This is a genomic window from Corynebacterium sp. ES2715-CONJ3 (genome assembly GCF_024814365.1).
Lineage (GTDB): Bacteria > Actinomycetota > Actinomycetes > Mycobacteriales > Mycobacteriaceae > Corynebacterium.
Genome location: NZ_JANUXS010000006.1, coordinates 46,407 through 66,651 on the forward strand (window position 1 = coordinate 46,407; position 20,245 = coordinate 66,651).

18 protein-coding genes are annotated in these 20,245 nt (G+C 53.6%); 6 read left to right on the forward strand and 12 right to left on the reverse strand.

Translation table 11 applies throughout. The annotated features are described in order from the left end of the window. Positions 1 to 150: 150 nt before the first annotated feature. Positions 151 to 735 carry a bifunctional 2-polyprenyl-6-hydroxyphenol methylase/3-demethylubiquinol 3-O-methyltransferase UbiG gene (locus NXT00_RS07945; protein WP_259079822.1) on the forward strand — a complete coding sequence of 195 codons (585 nt, stop codon included), beginning with the start codon at positions 151 to 153 and terminating at the stop codon, positions 733 to 735. A 44-nt stretch (positions 736 to 779) separates the two neighbouring features. Here the strand turns inward: NXT00_RS07945 and pflA are convergent, their stop codons facing one another. From pflA to NXT00_RS07960, 3 genes are all read right to left on the reverse strand, one after another. Further along, the gene (gene pflA, locus NXT00_RS07950; RefSeq protein WP_259079828.1) at positions 780 to 1,646 is read right to left on the reverse strand and encodes a pyruvate formate-lyase-activating protein; all 867 of its coding nucleotides are present in this window, start codon (positions 1,644 to 1,646) and stop codon (positions 780 to 782) included. Positions 1,647 to 1,737: 91 nt separating this feature from the next. After that, complete coding sequence (gene grcA2, locus NXT00_RS07955; protein ID WP_259079829.1) at positions 1,738 to 1,989, reverse strand: autonomous glycyl radical cofactor GrcA2; 252 nt, start codon at positions 1,987 to 1,989, stop codon at positions 1,738 to 1,740. 127 nt (positions 1,990 to 2,116) lie between these two features. Beyond that, the gene (locus NXT00_RS07960) at positions 2,117 to 4,198 is read right to left on the reverse strand and encodes a pyruvate formate lyase family protein (RefSeq protein WP_259079833.1); all 2,082 of its coding nucleotides are present in this window, start codon (positions 4,196 to 4,198) and stop codon (positions 2,117 to 2,119) included. A 565-nt stretch (positions 4,199 to 4,763) separates the two neighbouring features. Between NXT00_RS07960 and NXT00_RS07965 the strand changes: the two genes are divergently transcribed. Beyond that, positions 4,764 to 5,825: a sialidase family protein gene (locus NXT00_RS07965; RefSeq protein WP_259158669.1), complete on the forward strand. Its 1,062-nt coding sequence runs from the start codon at positions 4,764 to 4,766 to the stop codon at positions 5,823 to 5,825. Here the strand turns inward: NXT00_RS07965 and NXT00_RS07970 are convergent. Together NXT00_RS07970 and NXT00_RS07975 are read right to left on the reverse strand one after the other, a co-directional pair. Further along, complete coding sequence (locus tag NXT00_RS07970) at positions 5,822 to 6,985, reverse strand: alpha/beta hydrolase family protein (protein ID WP_259158671.1); 1,164 nt, start codon at positions 6,983 to 6,985, stop codon at positions 5,822 to 5,824. The two genes, NXT00_RS07965 and NXT00_RS07970, sit on opposite strands and share 4 nt — an antisense overlap. Before the next feature lie 135 nt (positions 6,986 to 7,120). Beyond that, positions 7,121 to 7,861 carry a YggS family pyridoxal phosphate-dependent enzyme gene (locus NXT00_RS07975; protein WP_259079838.1) on the reverse strand — a complete coding sequence of 247 codons (741 nt, stop codon included), beginning with the start codon at positions 7,859 to 7,861 and terminating at the stop codon, positions 7,121 to 7,123. Between the two features lie 72 nt (positions 7,862 to 7,933). On the opposite strand from NXT00_RS07975, the gene NXT00_RS07980 reads away from it, so the two are divergent. After that, entirely contained in the window at positions 7,934 to 9,220 is a 1,287-nt protein-coding gene (locus tag NXT00_RS07980) for an alpha/beta hydrolase (RefSeq protein ID WP_259158672.1), read from the forward strand. Positions 9,221 to 9,378: 158 nt separating this feature from the next. Then, positions 9,379 to 10,317, forward strand: coding sequence for a bile acid:sodium symporter family protein (locus NXT00_RS07985; protein ID WP_259158673.1), 939 nt, complete (start codon positions 9,379 to 9,381; stop codon positions 10,315 to 10,317). 51 nt (positions 10,318 to 10,368) lie between these two features. Here NXT00_RS07985 and NXT00_RS07990 read toward each other — a convergent pair whose 3' ends face one another. The 5 genes from NXT00_RS07990 to brnQ all read right to left on the reverse strand — a co-directional run bounded on the left by NXT00_RS07990 (position 10,369) and on the right by brnQ (position 16,837). Continuing rightward, a complete protein-coding gene (locus tag NXT00_RS07990) occupies positions 10,369 to 11,820 on the reverse strand; it encodes an ABC transporter ATP-binding protein (protein WP_259158674.1) in 1,452 nt (483 codons plus the stop codon). Next, complete coding sequence (locus tag NXT00_RS07995) at positions 11,820 to 12,647, reverse strand: ABC transporter permease (protein WP_259158675.1); 828 nt, start codon at positions 12,645 to 12,647, stop codon at positions 11,820 to 11,822. The genes NXT00_RS07990 and NXT00_RS07995 overlap by 1 nt, the downstream gene beginning before the upstream one ends. Continuing rightward, entirely contained in the window at positions 12,648 to 13,589 is a 942-nt protein-coding gene (locus tag NXT00_RS08000) for an ABC transporter permease (RefSeq protein WP_259158676.1), read from the reverse strand. Next, a complete protein-coding gene (locus NXT00_RS08005; RefSeq protein WP_259158677.1) occupies positions 13,580 to 15,118 on the reverse strand; it encodes an ABC transporter substrate-binding protein in 1,539 nt (512 codons plus the stop codon). The genes NXT00_RS08000 and NXT00_RS08005 overlap by 10 nt, the downstream gene beginning before the upstream one ends. Positions 15,119 to 15,472: 354 nt before the next feature. Next, complete coding sequence (gene brnQ, locus NXT00_RS08010; protein ID WP_259079849.1) at positions 15,473 to 16,837, reverse strand: branched-chain amino acid transport system II carrier protein; 1,365 nt, start codon at positions 16,835 to 16,837, stop codon at positions 15,473 to 15,475. Between the two features lie 340 nt (positions 16,838 to 17,177). Here brnQ and NXT00_RS08015 point away from each other — a divergent pair, with 340 nt between their 5' ends. Next, positions 17,178 to 17,675: a hypothetical protein gene (locus NXT00_RS08015; RefSeq protein WP_259158678.1), complete on the forward strand. Its 498-nt coding sequence runs from the start codon at positions 17,178 to 17,180 to the stop codon at positions 17,673 to 17,675. A 26-nt stretch (positions 17,676 to 17,701) separates the two neighbouring features. Further along, positions 17,702 to 18,241: an isopentenyl-diphosphate Delta-isomerase gene (gene idi / locus NXT00_RS08020; protein WP_259158679.1), complete on the forward strand. Its 540-nt coding sequence runs from the start codon at positions 17,702 to 17,704 to the stop codon at positions 18,239 to 18,241. On the opposite strand, the gene NXT00_RS08025 is transcribed toward idi, so the two are convergent. Then, a complete protein-coding gene (locus tag NXT00_RS08025) occupies positions 18,238 to 19,035 on the reverse strand; it encodes a phosphotransferase (protein ID WP_259158680.1) in 798 nt (265 codons plus the stop codon). The two genes, idi and NXT00_RS08025, sit on opposite strands and share 4 nt — an antisense overlap. Next, positions 19,032 to 20,243, reverse strand: a complete 1,212-nt coding sequence (locus NXT00_RS08030; RefSeq protein WP_259158681.1) for an alpha/beta fold hydrolase — start codon at positions 20,241 to 20,243, stop codon at positions 19,032 to 19,034. The genes NXT00_RS08025 and NXT00_RS08030 overlap by 4 nt, the downstream gene beginning before the upstream one ends. Between the last annotated feature and the right edge of the window lie 2 nt (positions 20,244 to 20,245).

A 20,245-nucleotide genomic window follows, 5' to 3' on the forward strand; every position in this document is an offset into this window, starting at 1 on the left:
AAGAATCAGTACGACCATACTGAGGGCGCTGTTACGCAGCGGTGTCGCTACGTAAGACTTTCCGCTGCTAGTGAGAGCGTCGTGTTCGGTGCTTAGGACATGAGCCTTCGACAGCTCGTAATTGCCAACAGGCCTCGATACACTGTGGCTATGCCTACATGGAAAGAAATTCTCGACCATAACCCCAACCACTCCGAGCAGTACGCCCAGCGCTGGTATCGATTCCAAGCGGAGGGCCGCGATATCGTTGGTGAAGCACGTTTAATTGATGCGCTCGCGCCCAGGGGGGCGAAAATCCTCGACGCCGGCTGCGGAACAGGCCGGATAGGTGGATACCTCTCCCAGCAGGGTCACCATGTTGTAGGCACAGATCTCGATCCCGTGCTCATTGATTATGCTCGCAAGGATTACCCCGAGGCGCGGTGGGAGGTCGGGGACTTATGCGTTGATCCACTCCCGGGTGACAATTACGATCTAATTGTCTCAGCCGGCAATGTGATGGGCTTCCTGCCACCTGAGGGAAGGTTGCCTGCTTTGAAGAATATCGCGCGAGTGTTGAGCGCGAACGGTCGCGCTGTTATTGGGTTTGGAATCGGCCGTGGCTGGCTCTTTCCCCACTTTCTCGAGATGGCACGCGAAGCTGGTTTTAAAGAGTCACTGCTGCTAGAGAGTTGGGATGGACGACCTTTCGAAGCCGATTCTGAATTTTTAGTTGCCGTTCTAGAAAAGCCCTAAAATATTTACCCGCATGCCAGAAGTTTGGCACGCGGGTAAATTTTTTAGTAAACGGTGAAGCCGAGTTGTCTAAAGACGTCTCGAGTCTTCTCCACTGACTCTGGTGTGGGAGGTTTGACCCCCTCGAGGGTGTACTTCATCCCCATGCTCTTCCACTTATCTTCACCCATATTGTGGAAGGGCAAGACCTCAATGCGCTCGATATTGTCCTTCCATTTGCTCACAATATCGGCGACTGCCTGGATATTCTCCTCGGAATCAGTGAGTCCTGGAACGAGGACGAATCGTATCCACACTTTCTTACCGAGGGCGTTGAGGCGATCGCCAAATTCCAAGGTGGGTTGCAGAATGCGCCCTGTAACCTCATGGTAGACCTCCGGGATACCGCTTTTAACGTCAAGGAGCACGAGATCGATATTTTCAAGATCGTCGTCGCTCAGACGTGAGCCAAGGAAGCCTGAGGTATCGATGCAGGTGTGAATGCCGGCATCATGAACCTCTTTGAGCACTCGCCTGGTAAAGGCGATTTGGAAGAGGGGCTCGCCGCCGGAAATGGTCAGCCCGCCGCCGCTGGCCCGGAAGACGGTGGAATAGCGCTTGATTTTGCGCACAATATCCTCGACCTTCTCGAGGGTCCCTTCCTTCATCTCCATGGTGTCGGGGTTGTGACAGTATTGGCAGCGTAGTGGACAACCCGAGAGGAAGAGTGTCATGCGGGTGCCAGGGCCGTCGACGGCGGTGACAAGCTCCCAGGAGTGAACGAGGCCGATATCGCCAGTGCGACGGGCGGCAATGAGTTCGGGGCGTTCGATGGTGAGGTCGATGCCTGCACCGATACCCTGGGCAACACCGCGAATACGCGGGCCCGAGCCAGGGGCGAGAGTTACAGTGGTGTTAATTCCATCAGCCATAGTAAAAGTTCACGTCCTCGAAAGAAGTATAAGAAAACGCGCGAAAGCTGCAAATTATCAGTTTTCGCGCGTCCGAAGATCTACGCTCTATTTAAGCGTTGTGGTGGAAGGTACGCGAGAGAACGTCGCGCTGCTGCTCCTTGGTGAGCTTCACGAAGTTCACAGCATAACCGGACACACGAACGGTTAGGTTCGGGTACTTCTCTGGGTGCTCCATAGCATCTTCTAGGGTAGCGCGGTCGAGCACGTTGATATTGGCGTGGTAGAGGCCAGAGCCCATATTGTTGCGGGAACGGGCAGCTTTCATATCAGCCATGCGCTCTTCGAAGGATTTTGCAGACATTGGGTAGAACCTTTCTGAAACTAAGTAGTTGTATATGCACCTCAAATATTTGAGGATTTTTCCTGCTTGGGGCCCATCTTAGTCGAAGATGAGCCCCAATTTCTAGACTTTTAGTCTGGAATATGGCCTACCCGTTTGGGCAGGAAGTATCCATGATAAAGCCAGCGTCGAGGATGCCAACCAAGTTCGCAACCTGCTCTTCCTTGGTACGGCCCAAGCCGGAAGGAGTGATCGTATTGGTCAGCGAAATGCCGTCAAGGGCGTCCTCATAATCCAGCTTGCCCACCGAGAGCATGGAAGCAACCATACCGTGGGAGTCGAGGCTGTTCTCTGGGTTAGCGCCCGGTGCAAATGGGGTACCAGCCTTGTGGCCGGATGGGAATGCACCAGTAGCCTTGCCGTAGACCACATTCGAGGTGATGGTCAGCACCGACTGGGTAGGAATGGCGTCGCGGTAGAGTGGGATCTCTTTGATCTTGCTCATCACGGTGTGCACGATGGTGGCCGCAATATCGTCGGCGCGATCGTCGTCATTGCCGTAGATCGGGAAGTCGCCCTCGGTGACGTAGTCGACGATGAGACCTGTTTCGTCGCGAACGGGAGTGACCTTGGCGTACTTAATGGCGGCTAGGGAGTCTGCCACGATGGACAGGCCAGCAATGCCGCAGCCCATGGTACGAATGATCTCAGAGTCGTGCAGTGCCATCTCGATGGACTCGTAAGCGTAGCGGTCATGGCAGTAGTGGATGATATTGAGGGCTTCCACATAGGTGCCAACAACCCAGTCCAGCATGGCCTCGTACTTATTCCACACATCGTCGAAATCGAGTGGGCCATCGCCCTGAACAGGCTCATATCCTTCAACGATCTGCTTGCCAGTCACCTCGTCACGGCCGCCATTGATGGCGTAGAGGAGGGACTTGGCAGCGTTGACGCGAGCGCCGAAGAACTGCATTTGCTTACCAACCGCCATCGGGGATACACAGCAGGCAATGGCTGCGTCATCGCCCCAGCGATCACGAATCTGCTTATCGGACTCGTACTGTACTGAGGAGGTCTCGATGGAGATTGCCGAGCAGAATTCCTTATAACCGTTAGGCAGGTTCGGATCCCAGAAGATGGTGATATTAGGCTCTGGTGCTGGCCCGAGGTTGCGCAAGGTTTGGAGCAGACGGAAGGAGGTCTTGGTGACCATGGGGCGACCATCTTCGGCGAAACCAGCATCGGACCAGGTTGCCCAATAAGGGTCGCCCGAGAAGATCTGATCATAATCGATGGTGCGCAGGAAGCGGACGATGCGAAGTTTAATAACCAGAGCATCGATAATTTCCTGAGCGTCAGCCTCGGTAATCAATCCACTCTTGAGATCGCGCTCGAAGTAGACATCGAGGAAGGCAGACAGGCGTCCGATGGACATAGCGGCGCCATCCTGGCTCTTCACAGAGGCGAGGTAGGCGAAGTAGGTCCACTGCACGGCTTCTTTAGCGGTGGTCGCGGGGCCTGAAATATCAAAACCATAAGACTGTGCCATGGTCTTGAGCTTTTCGAGGGCGCGAATTTGCTCCTGGTGCTCCTCGCGGTAGCGTGCCCAGTGCTCAGAGAAATCTGCACCATTGACAGAATCCTTTGCGGCCTTCTTCTCATTAATGAGGAAGTCCACACCGTAGAGGGCTACACGGCGGTAATCGCCAATAATGCGGCCGCGACCGTAGGCATCGGGTAAGCCGGTAATGATATGGGAAGATCGAGCCGCGCGAATGCGAGGAGTGTAGATATCGAAGACCGCCTGGTTGTGGGTCTTGCGGTATTTCGTGAAGATTTCCTTGACGCGCTCATCTGGCTCAAGCCCAGCCTCGCGAATGGCCGTCTCAACCATGCGCCATCCGCCGTTAGGCATCATGGCGCGCTTGAGTGGGGTGTCGGTCTGCAGACCGACGATAACGTCATCGTCTTCGCTGATATAGCCAGCTTTGAAGGCGTCGATATCCGCGGGGGTTTCGGTATCAACGTCGTAGACGCGCTTCGCGCGCTCCACTTTGAGGTAGTTATTTTCTAGTTGATCCCAGACGCGGAGAGTTTTTTCGGTGGGGCCTGCAAGGAATGAGGCGTCACCTTCGTAGGGGGTGTAGTTTTCGAGGATGAAATTGCGAACGTCAATATTTGTTTGCCAATTTCCGGGTGCAAAATCCTGCCAAGCAGTGGTGCTCACGAGTAGTCTTTGACCTTTCTGCATATATTAATTTTCTAAGTCGACTGTAGTGCTGAGGAATAATCCCTAAAGTTCTCGGCGCCCCTGGATGGTCGAAGTATGACCTCGACGTGCACCGCTTTCGGCATGCCGCTTTTCAGCAGGCACGCTGTTCCTCAACGTCCTTACCTTCAACCAATCTACCCGTTCTAATAAGAATTTCCATAGATTCAATGTGTGGGCTTATTGACAAATAAGCCCGCTCGGACTTTTAGCAGTTCAGGGGCAGTTAGGGTTATAACCCGAAAATGTGCAGTTTTCGCCGCTATTGAAACTGGTTTTATAGAACTTAGGGGGTGGTAAATCGGGAAAAAGGGGGTGAAAGTAGCAGGTTGTACCGAACTTATCTAATCGGGTAGGGGGTGTGGAGCCCCCGATTGTGGGGCGTGTATACGGCGAGCCTATTGGGGGTGATAGGGGGTATTTTCTCTGTGATATAAATGCGGTAGATGGGGGATAATCGGGGGTGCTTAGTGGGTAAAATCACAAGGTGATCCCCGGTCCATCATCTGTACCATCGACATTTATGATCCCCCACCAACCACCCCACCTTCTCGTGAATGCCGCACAGCTAAGTGCCGCCGGCACCGTTGATCCCCGTACCGTAGAACTTCGGATCCCAGCCATTGCATTCCTCGATGGGGGTGATGTGCTGCTCTTATGTGATAGCAGATTGCCGGCTGACGACGACACCGGACTTGGCGGCGCGATGCCTAGCGATTTACCAAATCCCAATTCGCTCATTATCGGTCGCGGTACTATCGATGGACCTATTGAATACGAGATCTTCCGTTCCGGATCCACTCATCCACGTCAGGGATTCTCTGATCCCGCCATCATTGTGGATGGTGTTAACCTCGCAGTAGTGTATGCGCGCAGTCATACGGTGGGATTCTTCGGCTCTCAAGGCCGTGACAGCGACCAGGTTTTGCACAGTGAAATTGCGATCTCCCACGATTGTGGACGCACCTTTAGAACCCACTGTCTCACAGATATGGTTGTCGGCGATTATGCAGGGGCTTTTGTGACCTCTGGGCATGCGGTAGTCAACCAGGGGCACTGGATTCTTCCCGTCGTTATGCGCGACCACCAGGGCAGAACGTGGCATCGCGCACTGATTAGCCACGATAAAGGTGACACGTGGAGTGTGGGAGAGGTTATCGGCGACGATATGGATGAAACCTGCTACGGCGTTCACTTAGGCCAGTTATATCTCTCCGCGCGCCGTACCTCAGCCTATGAAACAGGGGAGCTTGGCCGCTATAGGGCAATCAGTTCCGATTATGGGCGCAGCTGGAATACTATTGGTTTTTCCTCCACGCCCCCGGCTGCAGCCTGCAATGCCAGCTTCGTCGATACGCCTCACGGCCTCGTCTTCGCCTACAGCGGAGCAGGGCGACAGGACGGTTTCTTAGAGATCGTCGACCCCCACACCTACTCAGACCCCACCCAGCCTATCTCGCAGAAACCGCCTCTGCGATTCCACACAGGGCCGTGCGGGTATATCGATCTTGCCTACCATGACGGTTATCTGGTGGTGGTCTATGAGGTCCTCGGCGAGATCTGGATGTGCAGCTTTCGGTGCTAGGAACTAGCCGGCTCTTTGTCGGACACGCGGCTATAGACCGAGTTCCACCCTTTGCACAGCTGGGGGCCGTAATAAGCCCACGCGTGCACCCCGCTGTGTTCAATATCAGTTTCAGGCTGTGGGAGGCCCAGTTCGCGCATGCGCTTGATAAGGATGCGGGTCGAGCGATAGGCTGCTTTTTCCAAAACCACCGCACCTGGTAGTTCATAGCGAGGATGGCCGCGGTGCAGCCTGATATCCTCATCCGTGATACGACCATTAGCGGTAAAAAGATAAACCGGAAGTGCTCCGAGCCCGTGAGGATGATCCGCAATATCTGCGGCCAAGCGTCGCTTTGTCATCCCATGACCCCAAATATTATCGGGTTCCGCCCCCACGCAGCGCACAATGGCTAGAACCATTCCACGTCCGAGAACCCCAGACGTGGAATAGCAGCCTGAGAGACCAATAACACCGTGGAAAATATCGGGATGACGGGCCGCAATTCGTACGGCTCCAGCGGCTCCCATAGACAATCCGCCGATAATATGGTGTCCGTTAGCTTTAATACCATTGAGAGGATCTTCTATAATGGGGAGCAGTTCTTTGCTGATAAAAGACTCCCATTGGTGGCGGCCCACAACTGGATCGTCGTGCACCCAGTCCTCGTAGAGGGAACCAGGTGCCTGGGTAGGCATGACCACCGTGGCATTAGTGGTGGCGAGGAACTGCGAGAGCTGACCTTCGCGAAGCCAACCAGACTCCTTGGGGGCCGATACCCCATCAAGTAGCACGAGGGTGGGAGCGGGGCTATCGCTATCACGCGGGCGTACCACCTGAACCTCGACGACGCGCCGCATACTCGGACTGCCGATTGACCACCGTTCGACCCCCTCGTGCTGAGGATCTGGGCTGATGCCTACGAGGGTGGCTGCGGCAAAATCCTGGCGAGGTGGAGTTTCGTCGAGCATATAGGAATAAATGGCAGGAATTCTGCGCCAGATTAGGGGCGTGGATTGAACCACTGCAAGGGCCAGCGGAATCAGCGCATCAGCGATGGGGCTGTTGAAAATTCGTTGCATCCGCCGTCCGAATACGTCATCGGCTCCAGCGCTATCCGGCATCGTGACCTCATCTATCCGTAGCTTTAACATAGCTTTTATATAAAGGGAAAGCGGCACCAGGGCTATCACTCCTAGCCCTAATGTCGCGAGTGCGCTAACAGTATAGCGCCAATAAGGGCCATGTGCGTTACCGGAAACCGGCCTGTTTCTTATGCACATGATCCCAAAGATCGTATGCCTAGGAGTACAGCTTTAGGAATAAACTGAGGTCGGCCGATGGCCAAATATGGCTGTTCCTAGCCGCACAATAGTGGATCCTTCGGCAATGGCCCAGCGAAAATCACTGCTCATCCCCATCGATAATTCCTTCAGTTCAACCCCATCGGGTATAACGCACAGGAGTCGATCACGCAGCAGCCGCAGGCGCTCGAAAGCCCCTCGGACAACCTGCTCCGACGGAGAATAAGGAGCAATTGTCATCAGTCCGCGAATATGCAGGCGTTCGAGCGGAGCAATGTCGGCCATTATCGCTTCAGCGTCGCTCGGGTGAATTCCACTTTTAGATTCCTCGCCCGAAGTATTGACCTGAATGAGTACATCGAGATGCCGATCGAAGTGCAGAAGGCGTTTATTTAAAGCCTGGGCTAAGCGCACAGAATCGAGTGAATGCAGCCTGGTGGCATACTGGGCAACCTCGCGCGCTTTATTGCGCTGGACAGGGCCGATAATATTCCACTGCAAACCCGGGAGTGCTTGGGCTTTGGATGCCATCTCTAAGGGACGATTCTCCCCAAATTCCTTGATGCCCGCTGCAACGGCGAGTTTAATTATCTCAATATCGAAGGTTTTTGAGACGGCCAAAAGTTGGATATCGGGGCCATCGCTGCGACCGTAATCAGACGCGGCGGCGCTGATCTCCTTTTTCAGAGCCATATAGCGGGTGTGAATATCGTCTGGACTCATAGGGTGCTCGGGAATTGAAATAGACATCATGAATAAAGTGTAATCGCTAGAGGGTGGTCTGCTCGCTGTACGCTGCCTAAAACCCTGCCTACAATTGACGGCATGAACGCAACAAGCACCCAACCCATGCGGTATTTTGGTCATACCATCATTGACCACCGACTCGAGGTACCGTGGGATCCTAGCGACAAAGATTCTGATACTTTCACTCTTTTTGCTCGTGAGATCTACGCCGATGAAAATCTTCCCGCTATGGTGTATTTCCAAGGTGGACCAGGTTTTCCTGCGCCGCGGCCGGTATCAGCGTCGGGTTGGCTGAGCTTTATGTTGAAACACTATCGCCTAATCCTGCTGGATCAACGCGGCACCGGGTATTCGCATCGGATCGACGCTGCTAGTGATCCCCGCGATCGAACCTTCGAGCGTCTCGTATTGTTGCGGCAAGAAAATATTATCGCTGATGCTGAGGCGCTCCGAGAATATCTTGGCATTGATCAGTGGAGTGTCATGGGGCAGAGCTACGGTGGTTTTTGTATACATAGCTATTATTCCCTGCACCCCGAGGTCATTGACAAGGCCTACCTCACTGGTGGAATTCCAGCAATCCACCACTGCGCTGATGAAGTTTATACCCATACCTACCGCAAGCTAGCGCAGCGGCATAAGGAATTCTACCGGCATATCCCTTGGGCTGAGAGCCGGATTCGAGAGATCGCTTATCACCTTGATAACTCCGAGGAGATCTTGCCCACCGGGGAACGCTTGAGTTCGCGTCGCTTTCGAACTATTGGGATAAACCTAGGCCGCGGGAGCGGTTTTATGGATCTGGCGTGGCTGCTGGAAGAACCCTTCTACATAGTTAGAGGAGAGAAGCGGCTCCGCCGCGATGTCCTCGATCGGATCTCTGCACAGGTAAGTTTCGAACAGGGTCCGCTCTATGGAGCTATTCACGAGTCCATTTATGCCGGAGTCGGCGGATTAGGAGCCACGAAATGGTCAGCGGAGCGAATGCGGAATCTTATAGACGGTTTCGCCGAGGATCTCGACCCCATTACAGCAGAGAATTACTATCTGACGGGCGAGCATATCTATCCGTGGCAATTTGATGAGGATCCAGCTTTACAGCCCTTTAAGGAGGCCGCGGAGAAACTGGCCCACCACGAATTTACGCATTCTCCCTATAACCCCGAGATCCTTGCCGGTGCATCGCGCATGGCCGCAGCTGTGTACGTGGATGACATCTTCGTCCCTTTTGAATTATCCCTAGCTACAGCACATACCTTAGGAGATATGAGGATGCATATGACGAATTATTACCAGCACGATGGTCTGCGTGAAGACGGAGCAAAAATTCTCGAAATTCTGCACCGCAAATTGCTCGATCATTAGAAATATAAGGTCTCGTTTGAAAAGAAGTCCAATTTCTCATACTATCGACCTCACCGCGCCCATCCGCGCCGCGGTGAGCATTATATATTGAGCGCTGCAGCCCACCCATAGCCAAAAAGTGCCGATTCCCATCAGTTAATTAGAGAAGGATTATGGTTTTGGCTGCACCCGAAGCCCGCCGCGCACAGGCGATCGTTCTGATATTTCCGGCCTTTATTGTTCTCGGCTCCATCGTGGCTCTCATTTTTCCAGCCCCTTTCGTCCCGATTACCGGATATATAAACTATTTTCTCATGGTGATTATGTTCGCCATGGGTCTCACCCTGAGCATTCCCGATTTCAAACAGGTCATGCTCAGACCACTACCGATTATCATCGGGGTTATCGCGCAATTTGTCATAATGCCTCTTTTGGCTTTAGCGGTTGGACGCGCCCTTAACCTTGACCCCGCCCTGGCCGTCGGGCTGCTCATGCTTGGCTCCGTACCTGGCGGAACCTCTTCCAATGTCATTGCCTTCCTTGCTCGCGGCGATGTCGCGCTATCAGTGGCAATGACCTCGGTGTCCACTCTTATTTCGCCGATCATGACCCCGCTGATTATGCTCTTGCTTGCCAATGCTCATACTGGGGTCAATGCCACCGGGATGGCGTGGGCCTTGGTGCAAACGGTGCTTATTCCAGTGGTATTGGGTTTGGTTATTAATCGAATTGCTCCCCATTTAGTGGCGCGTATCGTGGGATTTTTACCGTGGATCTCTATCTTCCTCATCGGGACGGTGGTCTTCGGGGTGGTGGGAAAAAACGCTGATAATTTAGCTACGGTTGGTTTGATTGTTTTCCTCAGCGTTCTCATTCATAACGCTTTGGGTTATCTACTGGGATACCTCACCGGCCGAATCACGGGACTATCGAGAGCACAGCGCCGCACTGTCGCTACCGAGGTTGCCACCCAATCTGCCGGTCTCAGCTCTGGTATGTCCGCGCAATTCTTCAGCCCCGAAGCTGCCCTACCCGGCGCGGTGGCGGCAGTATGGCACAATATTTCCGGCGCCTTCTTTGTGGCATTATGCCGCCGTCGAGATATAACCCACCTATAAAATGAAAGCATAAGATAAAGGCCACGATGGAAAATCGTGGCCTTTAGTGATTTAAGCGTGGCGGATGAGGTCGGGGACCGCGTCAATGAGCGCCTGCGTATAGGCGCTCTGGGGAGTACTCAGTACGTCTGACACGGGACCCGACTCCACAATATGGCCTTTATTCATCACCAGGACATCGGTGCACACGCTTCGCACCACGTGGATATCATGGGATACAAAAATCAGGGTGAGTCCTAATTGATCAACCAAAGAATCGAGCAGCTCGAGGACTTTCTTGCGAACGCTAACATCGAGCGCGGAGACGGGTTCGTCGGCAAGCAGGATATCAGGACGAGGAGCCAGGGCGCGGGCTAATGACAAACGTTGCCGCTGGCCGCCCGAGAATTCGTGCGGATAGCGATCCATCATCTCGGGATCAAGACCCACCTCGTGAAGAACTTCTCGTATTCGGGCATCATCTCGACGAGGAAGAGTCTCGGAAATGATATCGCGTATCTTCATTCGCGGATTAAGGGAGCCCATGGGATCCTGAAAGACCATCTGTATGCAACCCGTGGTGGACAGAGCCCCGGACGTTGGCTTTTCTAATCCAGCCAACAGTTTGAGTGTGGTTGTCTTCCCAGAACCAGAACCACCAACAATACCTAAACGCTGCCCACGGTAAACCGTGAAATCAATATCGTCGACCGCAAGGCTACGGCGTCCAAAGCGCTTTGACACACCGCGCATATCAGCCACGATCTCATCGGATACTTTAGGTTTGCGAGCCTGCGGGAGGATAGACGCTGAGACCAGCATCTGAGTATAGGGATGCTGTGGCTGGCGTAGCACCTGATCGGTGGTGCCTGTCTCCACAATTGTCCCCTTGTGCATGACGAGGATGCGCTCGCAGGTCGAGGCCACCAACCCGAGGTCGTGGGTGATAAAGAGCAGTGAGGTGCCACGTTCACGCACCAGCTTCATAATGAGCTCAATAATCGCCCGCTGGCTGGTGACGTCCAATGCTGTGGTCGGCTCATCGCAGATCAGTAGCTCTGGATCGTGCGCAAGCGCCATGGCAATAAGAACACGCTGACGCTGACCGCCGGAGAGCTCGTGCGGATAACGTCCTAGTAATTCACTATCTAGTTCTACTTTGGCTAAGAGCGCCGCTGCCTTGCGGTCGGCGTTGGTGCGCGAAACCTTTTTGTGGATCCGCACCGCTTCGGAGACTTGCGCCCGAATAGTCATCAGAGGATTAAGCGCCGTCATGGGTTCCTGGAAAATCATGGCGACTTTCTTCCCCCGTAACCCGCACAAAGCCTGCTCCGAGAGCTGATCGAGCCGGGTTCCATCCAGGCTGATGGCGCCAGTTGAATCGATCAGACGCATAATGCTTAAAGCAGTGAGTGTTTTACCGGAGCCTGATTCTCCGATCAAACCAACGCGTTCGCCCCTGCCAATTTCGAAGCTGATGGCGTCGATGACGCCATGGGTTCTCAATTCTTCGACTTTTAGCATTACAGAGCCGCCTTTCTATTAAAACGGGGATCTATAACATCGCGGAGGCCGTCGCCTAAGAGGTTGAACCCGAGCACCGTCAACGCGATGGATAGCCCCGGCCACAGGGCAAGACTAGGAGCGGTTGCCAGCGAGGACTGTGCAGTCTGCAACATTCTTCCCCAACTAGGATCAGGGGGAGGAGTGCCTAAACCGAGGAAGCTCAGTCCTGCCTCCGCCAAGATGGCTAGCGCAAAGGAGACAGAGGCTTGAACGATAATCACACCCAAGATATTGGGCAGCACATGGCGGTAGGCAATATATATGTTGGACTTCTGTGCAGTTCGCGCTGCTGCCACATATTCGCGCCCCATTACCGATAGCGCCGCCGCCCGGGATACGCGAGCGAAGGCAGGGATTGAGGCGATACCAATGGCGACCATAGCAGTGATTGTGGTGGCGCCAAAGATTGCGGTGGCAATGATTGTGAGCAGCAGGCCGGGGAAGGCCAGTAGGAGATCTGAGGCGCGCATGATGATGGTTTCCGCCAGGCCTCGGCGCATCGCAGCCCAGATCCCCAAGGGCACACCATATAATAAGGCCACTGCTACCGCAACGACACCCACCAGCAAAGTGATACGTGCGCCTACCATGATCTGGGAAAAGACATCCCGCCCGAAGCGATCGGTGCCCATGATGTGGGCAAAAGAGCTTGATTGTAGCCGTGCACTGGGATGAGCTTGTAAGGGATCGTAGGGAGTCCACACCAGTGAGATGAGAGCAAGAATGACCACGCAACCGATAATGGCTCCACCGATCATGGCGGTGGGGGGAAGTTTCCGCAACATTTAGACGCTCCTTCGGGTGCGGGGGTCAACCAGGGCATAGGTGACATCAACAAGGGCATTAACCACAACCGCGAAGATCACCAAGATCATCACAATTGTTTGAACCGTAGGAAGATCGCGGTTAGTCACAGCGGTGAGGAGTAAGGAACCCAAACCTGGGATCACGAAAACCTTCTCGATGACCACCGCGCCGATAAGAAGCGAGGTAAGTTGCAAACCCAAGACCGTTATCACGGGCAAGGCTGCATTGCGTAGGCCGTGAGCTCGCAATGCCTGCGCGGGGCTTAAGCCCTTAGCTCTCGCGGTGCGCATGAAATTCTCGTTCATAACCTCCAAAATGGCGCCTCGAATATAGCGGGTCATAATGGCGCCTTGAACAAGGCCCAGGGAAATAACGGGAAGGATGAGATGCGAAAGGAATCCCCCAAAATCCTGATTAGGCACCTCCCAGCCATTGGCTGGGACCCAATCAAGCCGGATGGCGAAGGTGGCCACTAAGAGGATCGCAGCGAGAAAAGAGGGGACCGCAATACCCACTTGGCTTAGAGCGGTAATGATCACTCCGTCGAGATTGTGGGCGCGGTAGCTAGCCCACATACCTAGTGGGATCGCGATACACAGGGACACAACCATCGCGCAGATAACTAAGATCATGCTGACCTGAAGGCGATCAAATACCTGGGTAGAAATATCGGTGCCCGAGGTGAGCGAGATCCCCAGATCTCCTCGTAAAAGCCCCCCAATCCATTGGGCATATTGGATCCACATGGGTTGATCAATACCCATCTTCGCCTCTAGATCAGCTACCGATTCCGCCGTGGCGGTGACACCCAGGGCGATCTCAGCCGGATTACCAGGGATAATACGCAAGGCGATGAAGATAACCACACTGGCGATAAATAGTGTGAGCGCATAGCGGATCAGAGCGTTAACTATTCGCATGCTTGGTCTCCTTGGGTGGAAATATCGGCAAGCAGGAGTCCATCTGCCACCGAATTAATTGGGATACCGCACACTCCTTGGCGAGTCACCACCACGAGCGGCAAATTATAAAGAGTATCTGCTGGGGCCTGCGCCATGATTTCGGCGACGACGTCTTTCATCATCGATGGGTACTCAGTCGCGGGCGCTTGGTCTGCGGCCTCGAGGAGATTTTGAACCTTCTTGTCGTTATAGCCTAAGTAATAGTCGGGATTGCCGAAGATATTGGGGATATCGCGCGGTTCAACATGCGCAATGAGCGACATATCATAATCTTTAGCCTTATAAACTTTCGCTAACCACACCGCTGGAAACTCGGTGGATTCGATGGTGACCTTAAAGCCAATATCGGTCAGTTGAGAGTAGAGTAATTCGCTCGCAGCTTGGGCGTAGGGCAAAGAGGGGACCGAGATCGTAATCGGAGTGCCTTGAGCGTTGGCCTCTTTCATGAGCGCCTGGGCTTTTTCCAGGTCATAGTGATAGCTGGAGGTGCCGGTGTACCACGGATCGGTGGGAGCGACAGGAGTGCCACCAGTATCGGTGCCGTAGCCCTCCCAGGTGGTATCGATAACGGCTTGGCGGTCGATCCCATACATCACCGCTTGGCGTACCCGGATATCGTTAAAAGGTGCCCGGGCATTATTCATGCTGAGTAGAGCTTCGCCGTTGGTGGTACCAACCTCAACGGATAGATTCTTATCAGCCCTTAAACTATCGAGCAGCTCTGGGGATTGGATGCCGATGGCGGCATCGATATTATTACTGCGCACCGCGTTGGTAAGAGCGATTGCATCGGTGAAATAGCGAAAGACTGCTCGGGAATTCTTTGGGGGATCCCCCCAATAATCTTCACGCGCATCCAAGCTTAAGGACGTTCCCACGGACCACCGGTCGAGGGTGTAGGGGCCGGTACCGACGGGTGATTCCGCGAGGTTGTCTACCCCATTCGGGCTCATCATGGCGCCGACGAGGGTACCCATGGCCCATAGCCAGGTATTCGAGGGACGTTCGAGAGTGACTTTGAGCGTGAGGGGGTCGATGACCTCTACTGAGTCCACGACATCCATTTGCTTTTTCAATCCATTCGACCAAGCATCACCAAGGACCCGATCGATTGAAAAGCGGGCGGTTTCGGCATTAAAACTATCACCATTAGAGAAGGTGACACCCTCGCGGAGATAAAAGATATATTCGGTACCATCGGGGGACTTATCCCAGGATTGGGCTAAGAGGGGCTCAATGTCCCCCTCCTGATTAATGCGAACGAGACCTTCATAGATATTGCCCATGAGGGCTTGAGGAATCGCCGCGCCGCCGGTGGTCGTGAAGTCAAGACTCGCAGGGGCGGCGGAGACTCCAACGGTTACGGCGTTGGAGTCTGAGAGCTGTTCGTGCACGCTTTGGCTGGCGGTACTGCCCGCAGAGCAACCAGATAGAAAAATTCCGGCTCCCGCGATGCTAGCAAGCGCGATGCGAGTGTTATTGGACATGGTTCAAGAGTAGTGGTTTGCGCGTGTAAAAAAAATTTTCACACACACTTAAATCCCCCCGTATGGACACTAAAGTCAAGATTAAAGAGACGGTATTTGAGGGAGGGGATCCACATCAAGAATCGACCCTCCTCGCCGGGGGTGTGACGCCCCCAATGACAGGCGTGGTTTCAGCCTCGGAACTGGCAGTTCTGCATCGGTATTGAGATGATTGCCATGAGGGTAGACAGGAAGAAACCGGACTGGCCTACGCGGTAGAAGTTATGTCCGGTTCTTATTTAGTTTTCACAATTCTTTTTCGAAAATTGTGAGCACTCATACTTTCACTGAATAAGTATTAGTGATTATTTAATATTACTGGGTTTGGATATTCTCGTATGCCTTCTTAATGGCGGCACGAGATCGCTCAGGATTGAAAAGATCTAGAAATAATCCAATGGTTAGAGCCACCAGAGCGGGAATCAACCACCCAAAATTGGCTTCCTGAAGTGGAGCGGAGCTTAATAAATCAGGCATGACGGTTGTGGTAAAACTCCATGCCGCCACCGTCCACACGGCAAAGCGGAAACTATAAAAGAGCGGTAAAGGCAGGAAATGACCGAAGAAGGTCAGGGCCACCACCGTAATAGCAATGGGGTACAGGAAAATGATAATCGGGACAGCAAGAGCTAATACCGTTTCCAATCCTGTGGTGGCAATCACGCAGGAAATAACGGCAAATCCCGTCAACCAGTAGTGATAACGCACCGCTGGAACCAGAGACTGAAAGAATTCACTGGTTGCAGCCAACAACCCAGTAGCAGTGGTCATACACGCCAAAACCACAATGCCTCCGAAAACAACCTGGCCTTGGAAGTTAAGGACTCGCAGCGCGGCAGCAGATAATAGGGCAGCACCTTCGGGATAGCTTTGGCTGTCTTCTAAGTGGAGGCCGATATAGGCCAGTCCGAAATAAATAATTGCCAAGAGCAGCCCCGCAACTAAGGCGGCTACCGTGGTGGATTTATGAACGGGAATTGAGGTGCCCGCCGTCGAGCGCTTGACAGCGGAAATAACCAAGATGCCGAATGCGAGGGCGGCCACGGAATCCATAGTCATATAGCCAGCAAATAAACCGGTAGCCAGCGGGGAGGTTTCGTAATCCGGCAGTGGGCTAGGGGAGGGGTTCTTGAGTTTAAAAAAGCTCATCACAATTAACACGGTGAGGAGGAGCAAGAGAGCGGGAGTCAAAATGGCACCCAAGCGATTCACCAAATTGCCAGGCCTAAAGGCTAATGCATAACAAATAACAAAGAAGAGCACGCTAAAAAACAAGGAAGCACTCGTTGAAGTCCATCCCGTGATGGGGCTAATAGCAACGGAATAAGCCACGGCAGCGGTACGCGGAATACCGAATAAAGCGCCAATTGCTAAGTACACGGCAACAGAGAAGGTAACGGCGAAGATCTTGCCGGCACGCGCTGGCAACGAGCGAATATCATGCCCCGATAACCCCATGGTGATGACGGTAATAATGGGCAAGGCCACAGAACCGAGAAGAAAACCAATAATCGCGGGTGTGAAATTAGCGCCTGCGCCAGCCCCCAGAACGGGCGGGAAAATGAGGTTTCCAGCGCCGAAGAACATCGAAAAGAGCATAAGCGCGATGGGGGCTAAGATCCGTGGGCTCAGTATCGAGGCACTGCCGGATTTCTTAATCACGGTGGGTTGAGAAGACATAGGTAGCGGGAGCTTTCCTTAAATTAATCGTTAAAGACTGTGATCGAGTAAAGCAGCGGTGATAGATGCTTAACTCATCGCTTATTTCTTGGTATCGCACAGAGCGGCCTCGTAGCCGCTCATCAAGACCGTGCCCCTACCAAAACTGGATACTTAAGGTAGCTGGTTCATCCTGCGGTGATGGTGGCTGCAGACAACCAATAAAGGGTGTAGAACAAGTTGTACAAACTATACAGCAACGCGGGCACTTTTCTCATCTGAGATCGAGCCGTGACTAATCGGCTCATTTATTGCTACTATTTTCCTGAATATAGTTCACCAACAATATGGGTCGAGGACGATGAAGATACTAAAGTCTGCGAATATGCTTATCGCTGCGGCACTGGCATTAAGCCTTGGTGCCTGCGCGGCGTCGGAACAGCAAGAGCCCATTAAGACGCAGGTGGCCCAAGCCCAGGAAACGTCAGCCGCACCCCAATTTAGTGCCGTCGATATTCCCGAGAAGATTGTCACAGACTTAACAAAACCCGCCGAGGACCCAGGGCTTAATATCAAGGTGGAACTGCAAGCAACTGGATATAACCAGCAAGCAACAGGTTCAGTTATTTACCTGCTTGTCACCAATACTGGCGATATAGCGCTTCCTCCTCAAGAACTACAGGTGAGCTTAGATGGTGCTGAACTCGTTCCTGAAGGCACCATCGACCTAGACCTTCCTTTAGGTGCTGGGGCTTCGACGAATCTGCAGTATGCCTTTGCCATCGATTATTATCAGCTCTCCCAAGCGCGGTTGAAAGTAGGTAACCTCGTCTTTGAGGGCAACCTCAATAGAGTATAAGTACCCAACCAAGAAGAGGCAGTGATATGACAGATACCGTTGTGCTTGTCGACGATGAGGGAACCCCATATTCCACTGCCCCTAAAGCAACCGTGCATAGCAGCACCACACCATTGCACTTGGCTTTTTCCTGCTATGTTTTCAATCCCCACGGCCAATTTCTCATGACCAGGCGAGCCCTCTCAAAGGCCACGTGGCCTGGAGTGTGGACCAATTCCGCGTGCGGGCATTTAGGCCCACACGAAACCGCCCTCGACGCCGTGCACCGCTGGGTTCCCCACGAGCTGGGAATAGAGAGCCTCGATGAGGTTGAGGTTGTGCTGCCGGATTTCCGCTATCGTGCCGTTGATTCCAGCGGGATCGTGGAATACGAAATCTGCCCCGTTTTTATCGCCCGCATTAGTGCCGACATAGCTCCCGATCCAACCGAGGTGGATTCCTACCGGTGGGTGAATGCCACCGATCTCATCCGTGCCGTTGACTCAACCCCTTTTGCTTTTAGCCCGTGGATGGTTGAGCAACTCGGTCACCAGCCGTTGCGCGAGCGACTCCTCGCCGGTTTTTAGGAAAGTAGCGTCCGCGCCGCATTCAGGGGAATCTGCACCCAATCGGGACGGTGATGTGCTTCGTAGTCGATCTCGTAGAGCACCTTATCCACCATATAGGCCTCAAGAAGCTGTGCGTCATAGTCACCGTAGCCAGTGAGGAAATCCTCCCCATAATCGAGACCAGCATAATCGAAGCTCCGGATCATGCCCGCGAGATCTCGCATAGGAGAATCCGGGAGTCGGCGCTGGGATAGCGGAACAGTAGGCTCACCTTCGAAATCTATGAGGTAAAACGCCCCGTGTGATCGAAGAATTTGGCCAAGGTGAAGATCCCCATGAATGCGTTGCACAGGGATAGGGCGATCAAAGATCGAGTATATCCGCTCCGCCGCGGGGAGAAATTCCTCAATAATCTTGGTACGCGAGGCAAAAAGGTGTAGGCGTTCAAGAAATGTCTCCCGCAGATCTCGCCGCTGGCCCGTAGGAAAGGCATGGGCTAGATCTTCGTGCACTTCTTTAAGGATCGCGCCCATTGCAGAGGCATCATGAGGATCTAGTTGCTCTCGTGCCGCCCAGCAATCTTGGGCATCGGGCAGGACAGAGGTGATGATGACCGCGGTGGCATCACCGTCGCGAATCTCACCAATAAATTCTGCAACGTGTCGGTGAAGCGCAGCTGTGATTTCAACATCAGGATGAATTCCAGGTTCCGGATGCGCCAGCACCTTCCACACCTGATCGCCGAGAATATAACTGGCATTGGTTTGGGTACCGCTGAGGCGTTGAAATGCCGGCCCCGCAATACTAATCATAGGCCGAGAGTCACCCGCAACTGCCCATAAGGGTCACTCTCGGGATAGGGCTCGCGTCCGATCGGTGCAATAAGAACCTGTCTATTGGCGGAATAATCAGGCCAGGAGGGAAGCACACCGCGAAGGTAGTCCTTGACAATATTAAAGATCGGGGGATTGGGGGCGCTTCCGAATACCCAGCGTAGATCCGCCCCATGAATGATCGGAGGGTCTCCCTGGTAATCAATAAGCCACGTATCTTTTGGTCTCACCTGACCGATACCGAGGGCCCATTGCCGGATCATAGTATCTCCGACAAGTGAACCGAGCAGGGGACCATCAGGCTCATAGCTTTGTGGCATCCCGAAAATCCTACGCAGGATAGAACCCGGAATAAAGGGCTTCTCTTTGAGGTCAAACATCTCACCATCGGTGCAGCTAATAATAATGGGCAGATCCGCCATCTCCGCAGGCTCGAAAGGATAAGGGCCGAAAGCGAGATCGCTTGCTACCAGTCGACTAAATCGCTGCGCGCCTTTTTTCAGTCGGCTTGGCGCCAGATTAAGCAGGCTGCTCTTCGTCAACGGTACGCGCAAACATGCCCGCAAGAGATTTTTTCTGAAAGGACGGCGCGGAAAAGCGGGACTAACAGCCAGGATGCGTCGAAAAGTGCCGTCGTAATGATCCTTGCGCCCCAACCAGAGAGCTATGCCTGCCCCCGCAGAATGCCCCACCACCGTTATATTGGTGGGATCACCGCCGAAGCGCTCAATATTATCAGCCACCCACCCAATTGCTTCACGGCAATCTTCGATTCCGCGATAATCCTTCTCCCCTGAAAAGCGAACGAAGCCTTCGATAGCCAAACGGTATTCCACGCTCACTACAATAAAGCCTTGCTCAGCCAAGGCCGCAGCCTCAAATACTGGTTCGCGGAAATGCCCCGACTCATAACTACCACCGTGAATAAAAACCATCACCGGGCAATCGTGCAGTGGCTCAGCCGACTGTGGTGCCGTGATGAGAAGGGGGAGTAAAGATATCTGATCGGCACCGCGATGCGGCTGCGCTAGGGTGAGGGTGCTCAGGGCCTCGCCGGCAAAGGTGGTGCGATAGGAGGGCTCAAAGGGGCGGTAGCTGGCATAACTGGCCAGGAAATACCGCACCGCAGTAGACGGTGCCAAGGGATTGTCGATCGCTTCGACCGTCGGTTGCACATCTGGTTGCATAG

Excerpts from the sequence above, each read along its gene's own strand:
- NXT00_RS08030 (WP_259158681.1), bottom strand. The coding sequence starts at position 20,243 with ATGCAACCAGATGTGCAACCGACGGTCGAAGCGATCGACAATCCCTTG.
- NXT00_RS07995 (WP_259158675.1), bottom strand. The coding sequence starts at position 12,647 with ATGTTGCGGAAACTTCCCCCCACCGCCATGATCGGTGGAGCCATTATC.
- NXT00_RS08015 (WP_259158678.1), top strand. The coding sequence starts at position 17,178 with ATGAAGATACTAAAGTCTGCGAATATGCTTATCGCTGCGGCACTGGCA.
- NXT00_RS08000 (WP_259158676.1), bottom strand. The coding sequence starts at position 13,589 with ATGCGAATAGTTAACGCTCTGATCCGCTATGCGCTCACACTATTTATC.
- NXT00_RS08025 (WP_259158680.1), bottom strand. The coding sequence starts at position 19,035 with ATGATTAGTATTGCGGGGCCGGCATTTCAACGCCTCAGCGGTACCCAA.
- NXT00_RS07945 (WP_259079822.1), top strand. The coding sequence starts at position 151 with ATGCCTACATGGAAAGAAATTCTCGACCATAACCCCAACCACTCCGAG.
- NXT00_RS07980 (WP_259158672.1), top strand. The coding sequence starts at position 7,934 with ATGAACGCAACAAGCACCCAACCCATGCGGTATTTTGGTCATACCATC.
- brnQ (WP_259079849.1), bottom strand. The coding sequence starts at position 16,837 with ATGTCTTCTCAACCCACCGTGATTAAGAAATCCGGCAGTGCCTCGATA.
- NXT00_RS07990 (WP_259158674.1), bottom strand. The coding sequence starts at position 11,820 with ATGCTAAAAGTCGAAGAATTGAGAACCCATGGCGTCATCGACGCCATC.
- NXT00_RS08005 (WP_259158677.1), bottom strand. The coding sequence starts at position 15,118 with ATGTCCAATAACACTCGCATCGCGCTTGCTAGCATCGCGGGAGCCGGA.
- pflA (WP_259079828.1), bottom strand. The coding sequence starts at position 1,646 with ATGGCTGATGGAATTAACACCACTGTAACTCTCGCCCCTGGCTCGGGC.
- idi (WP_259158679.1), top strand. The coding sequence starts at position 17,702 with ATGACAGATACCGTTGTGCTTGTCGACGATGAGGGAACCCCATATTCC.
- NXT00_RS07975 (WP_259079838.1), bottom strand. The coding sequence starts at position 7,861 with ATGATGTCTATTTCAATTCCCGAGCACCCTATGAGTCCAGACGATATT.
- NXT00_RS07965 (WP_259158669.1), top strand. The coding sequence starts at position 4,764 with ATGATCCCCCACCAACCACCCCACCTTCTCGTGAATGCCGCACAGCTA.
- grcA2 (WP_259079829.1), bottom strand. The coding sequence starts at position 1,989 with ATGTCTGCAAAATCCTTCGAAGAGCGCATGGCTGATATGAAAGCTGCC.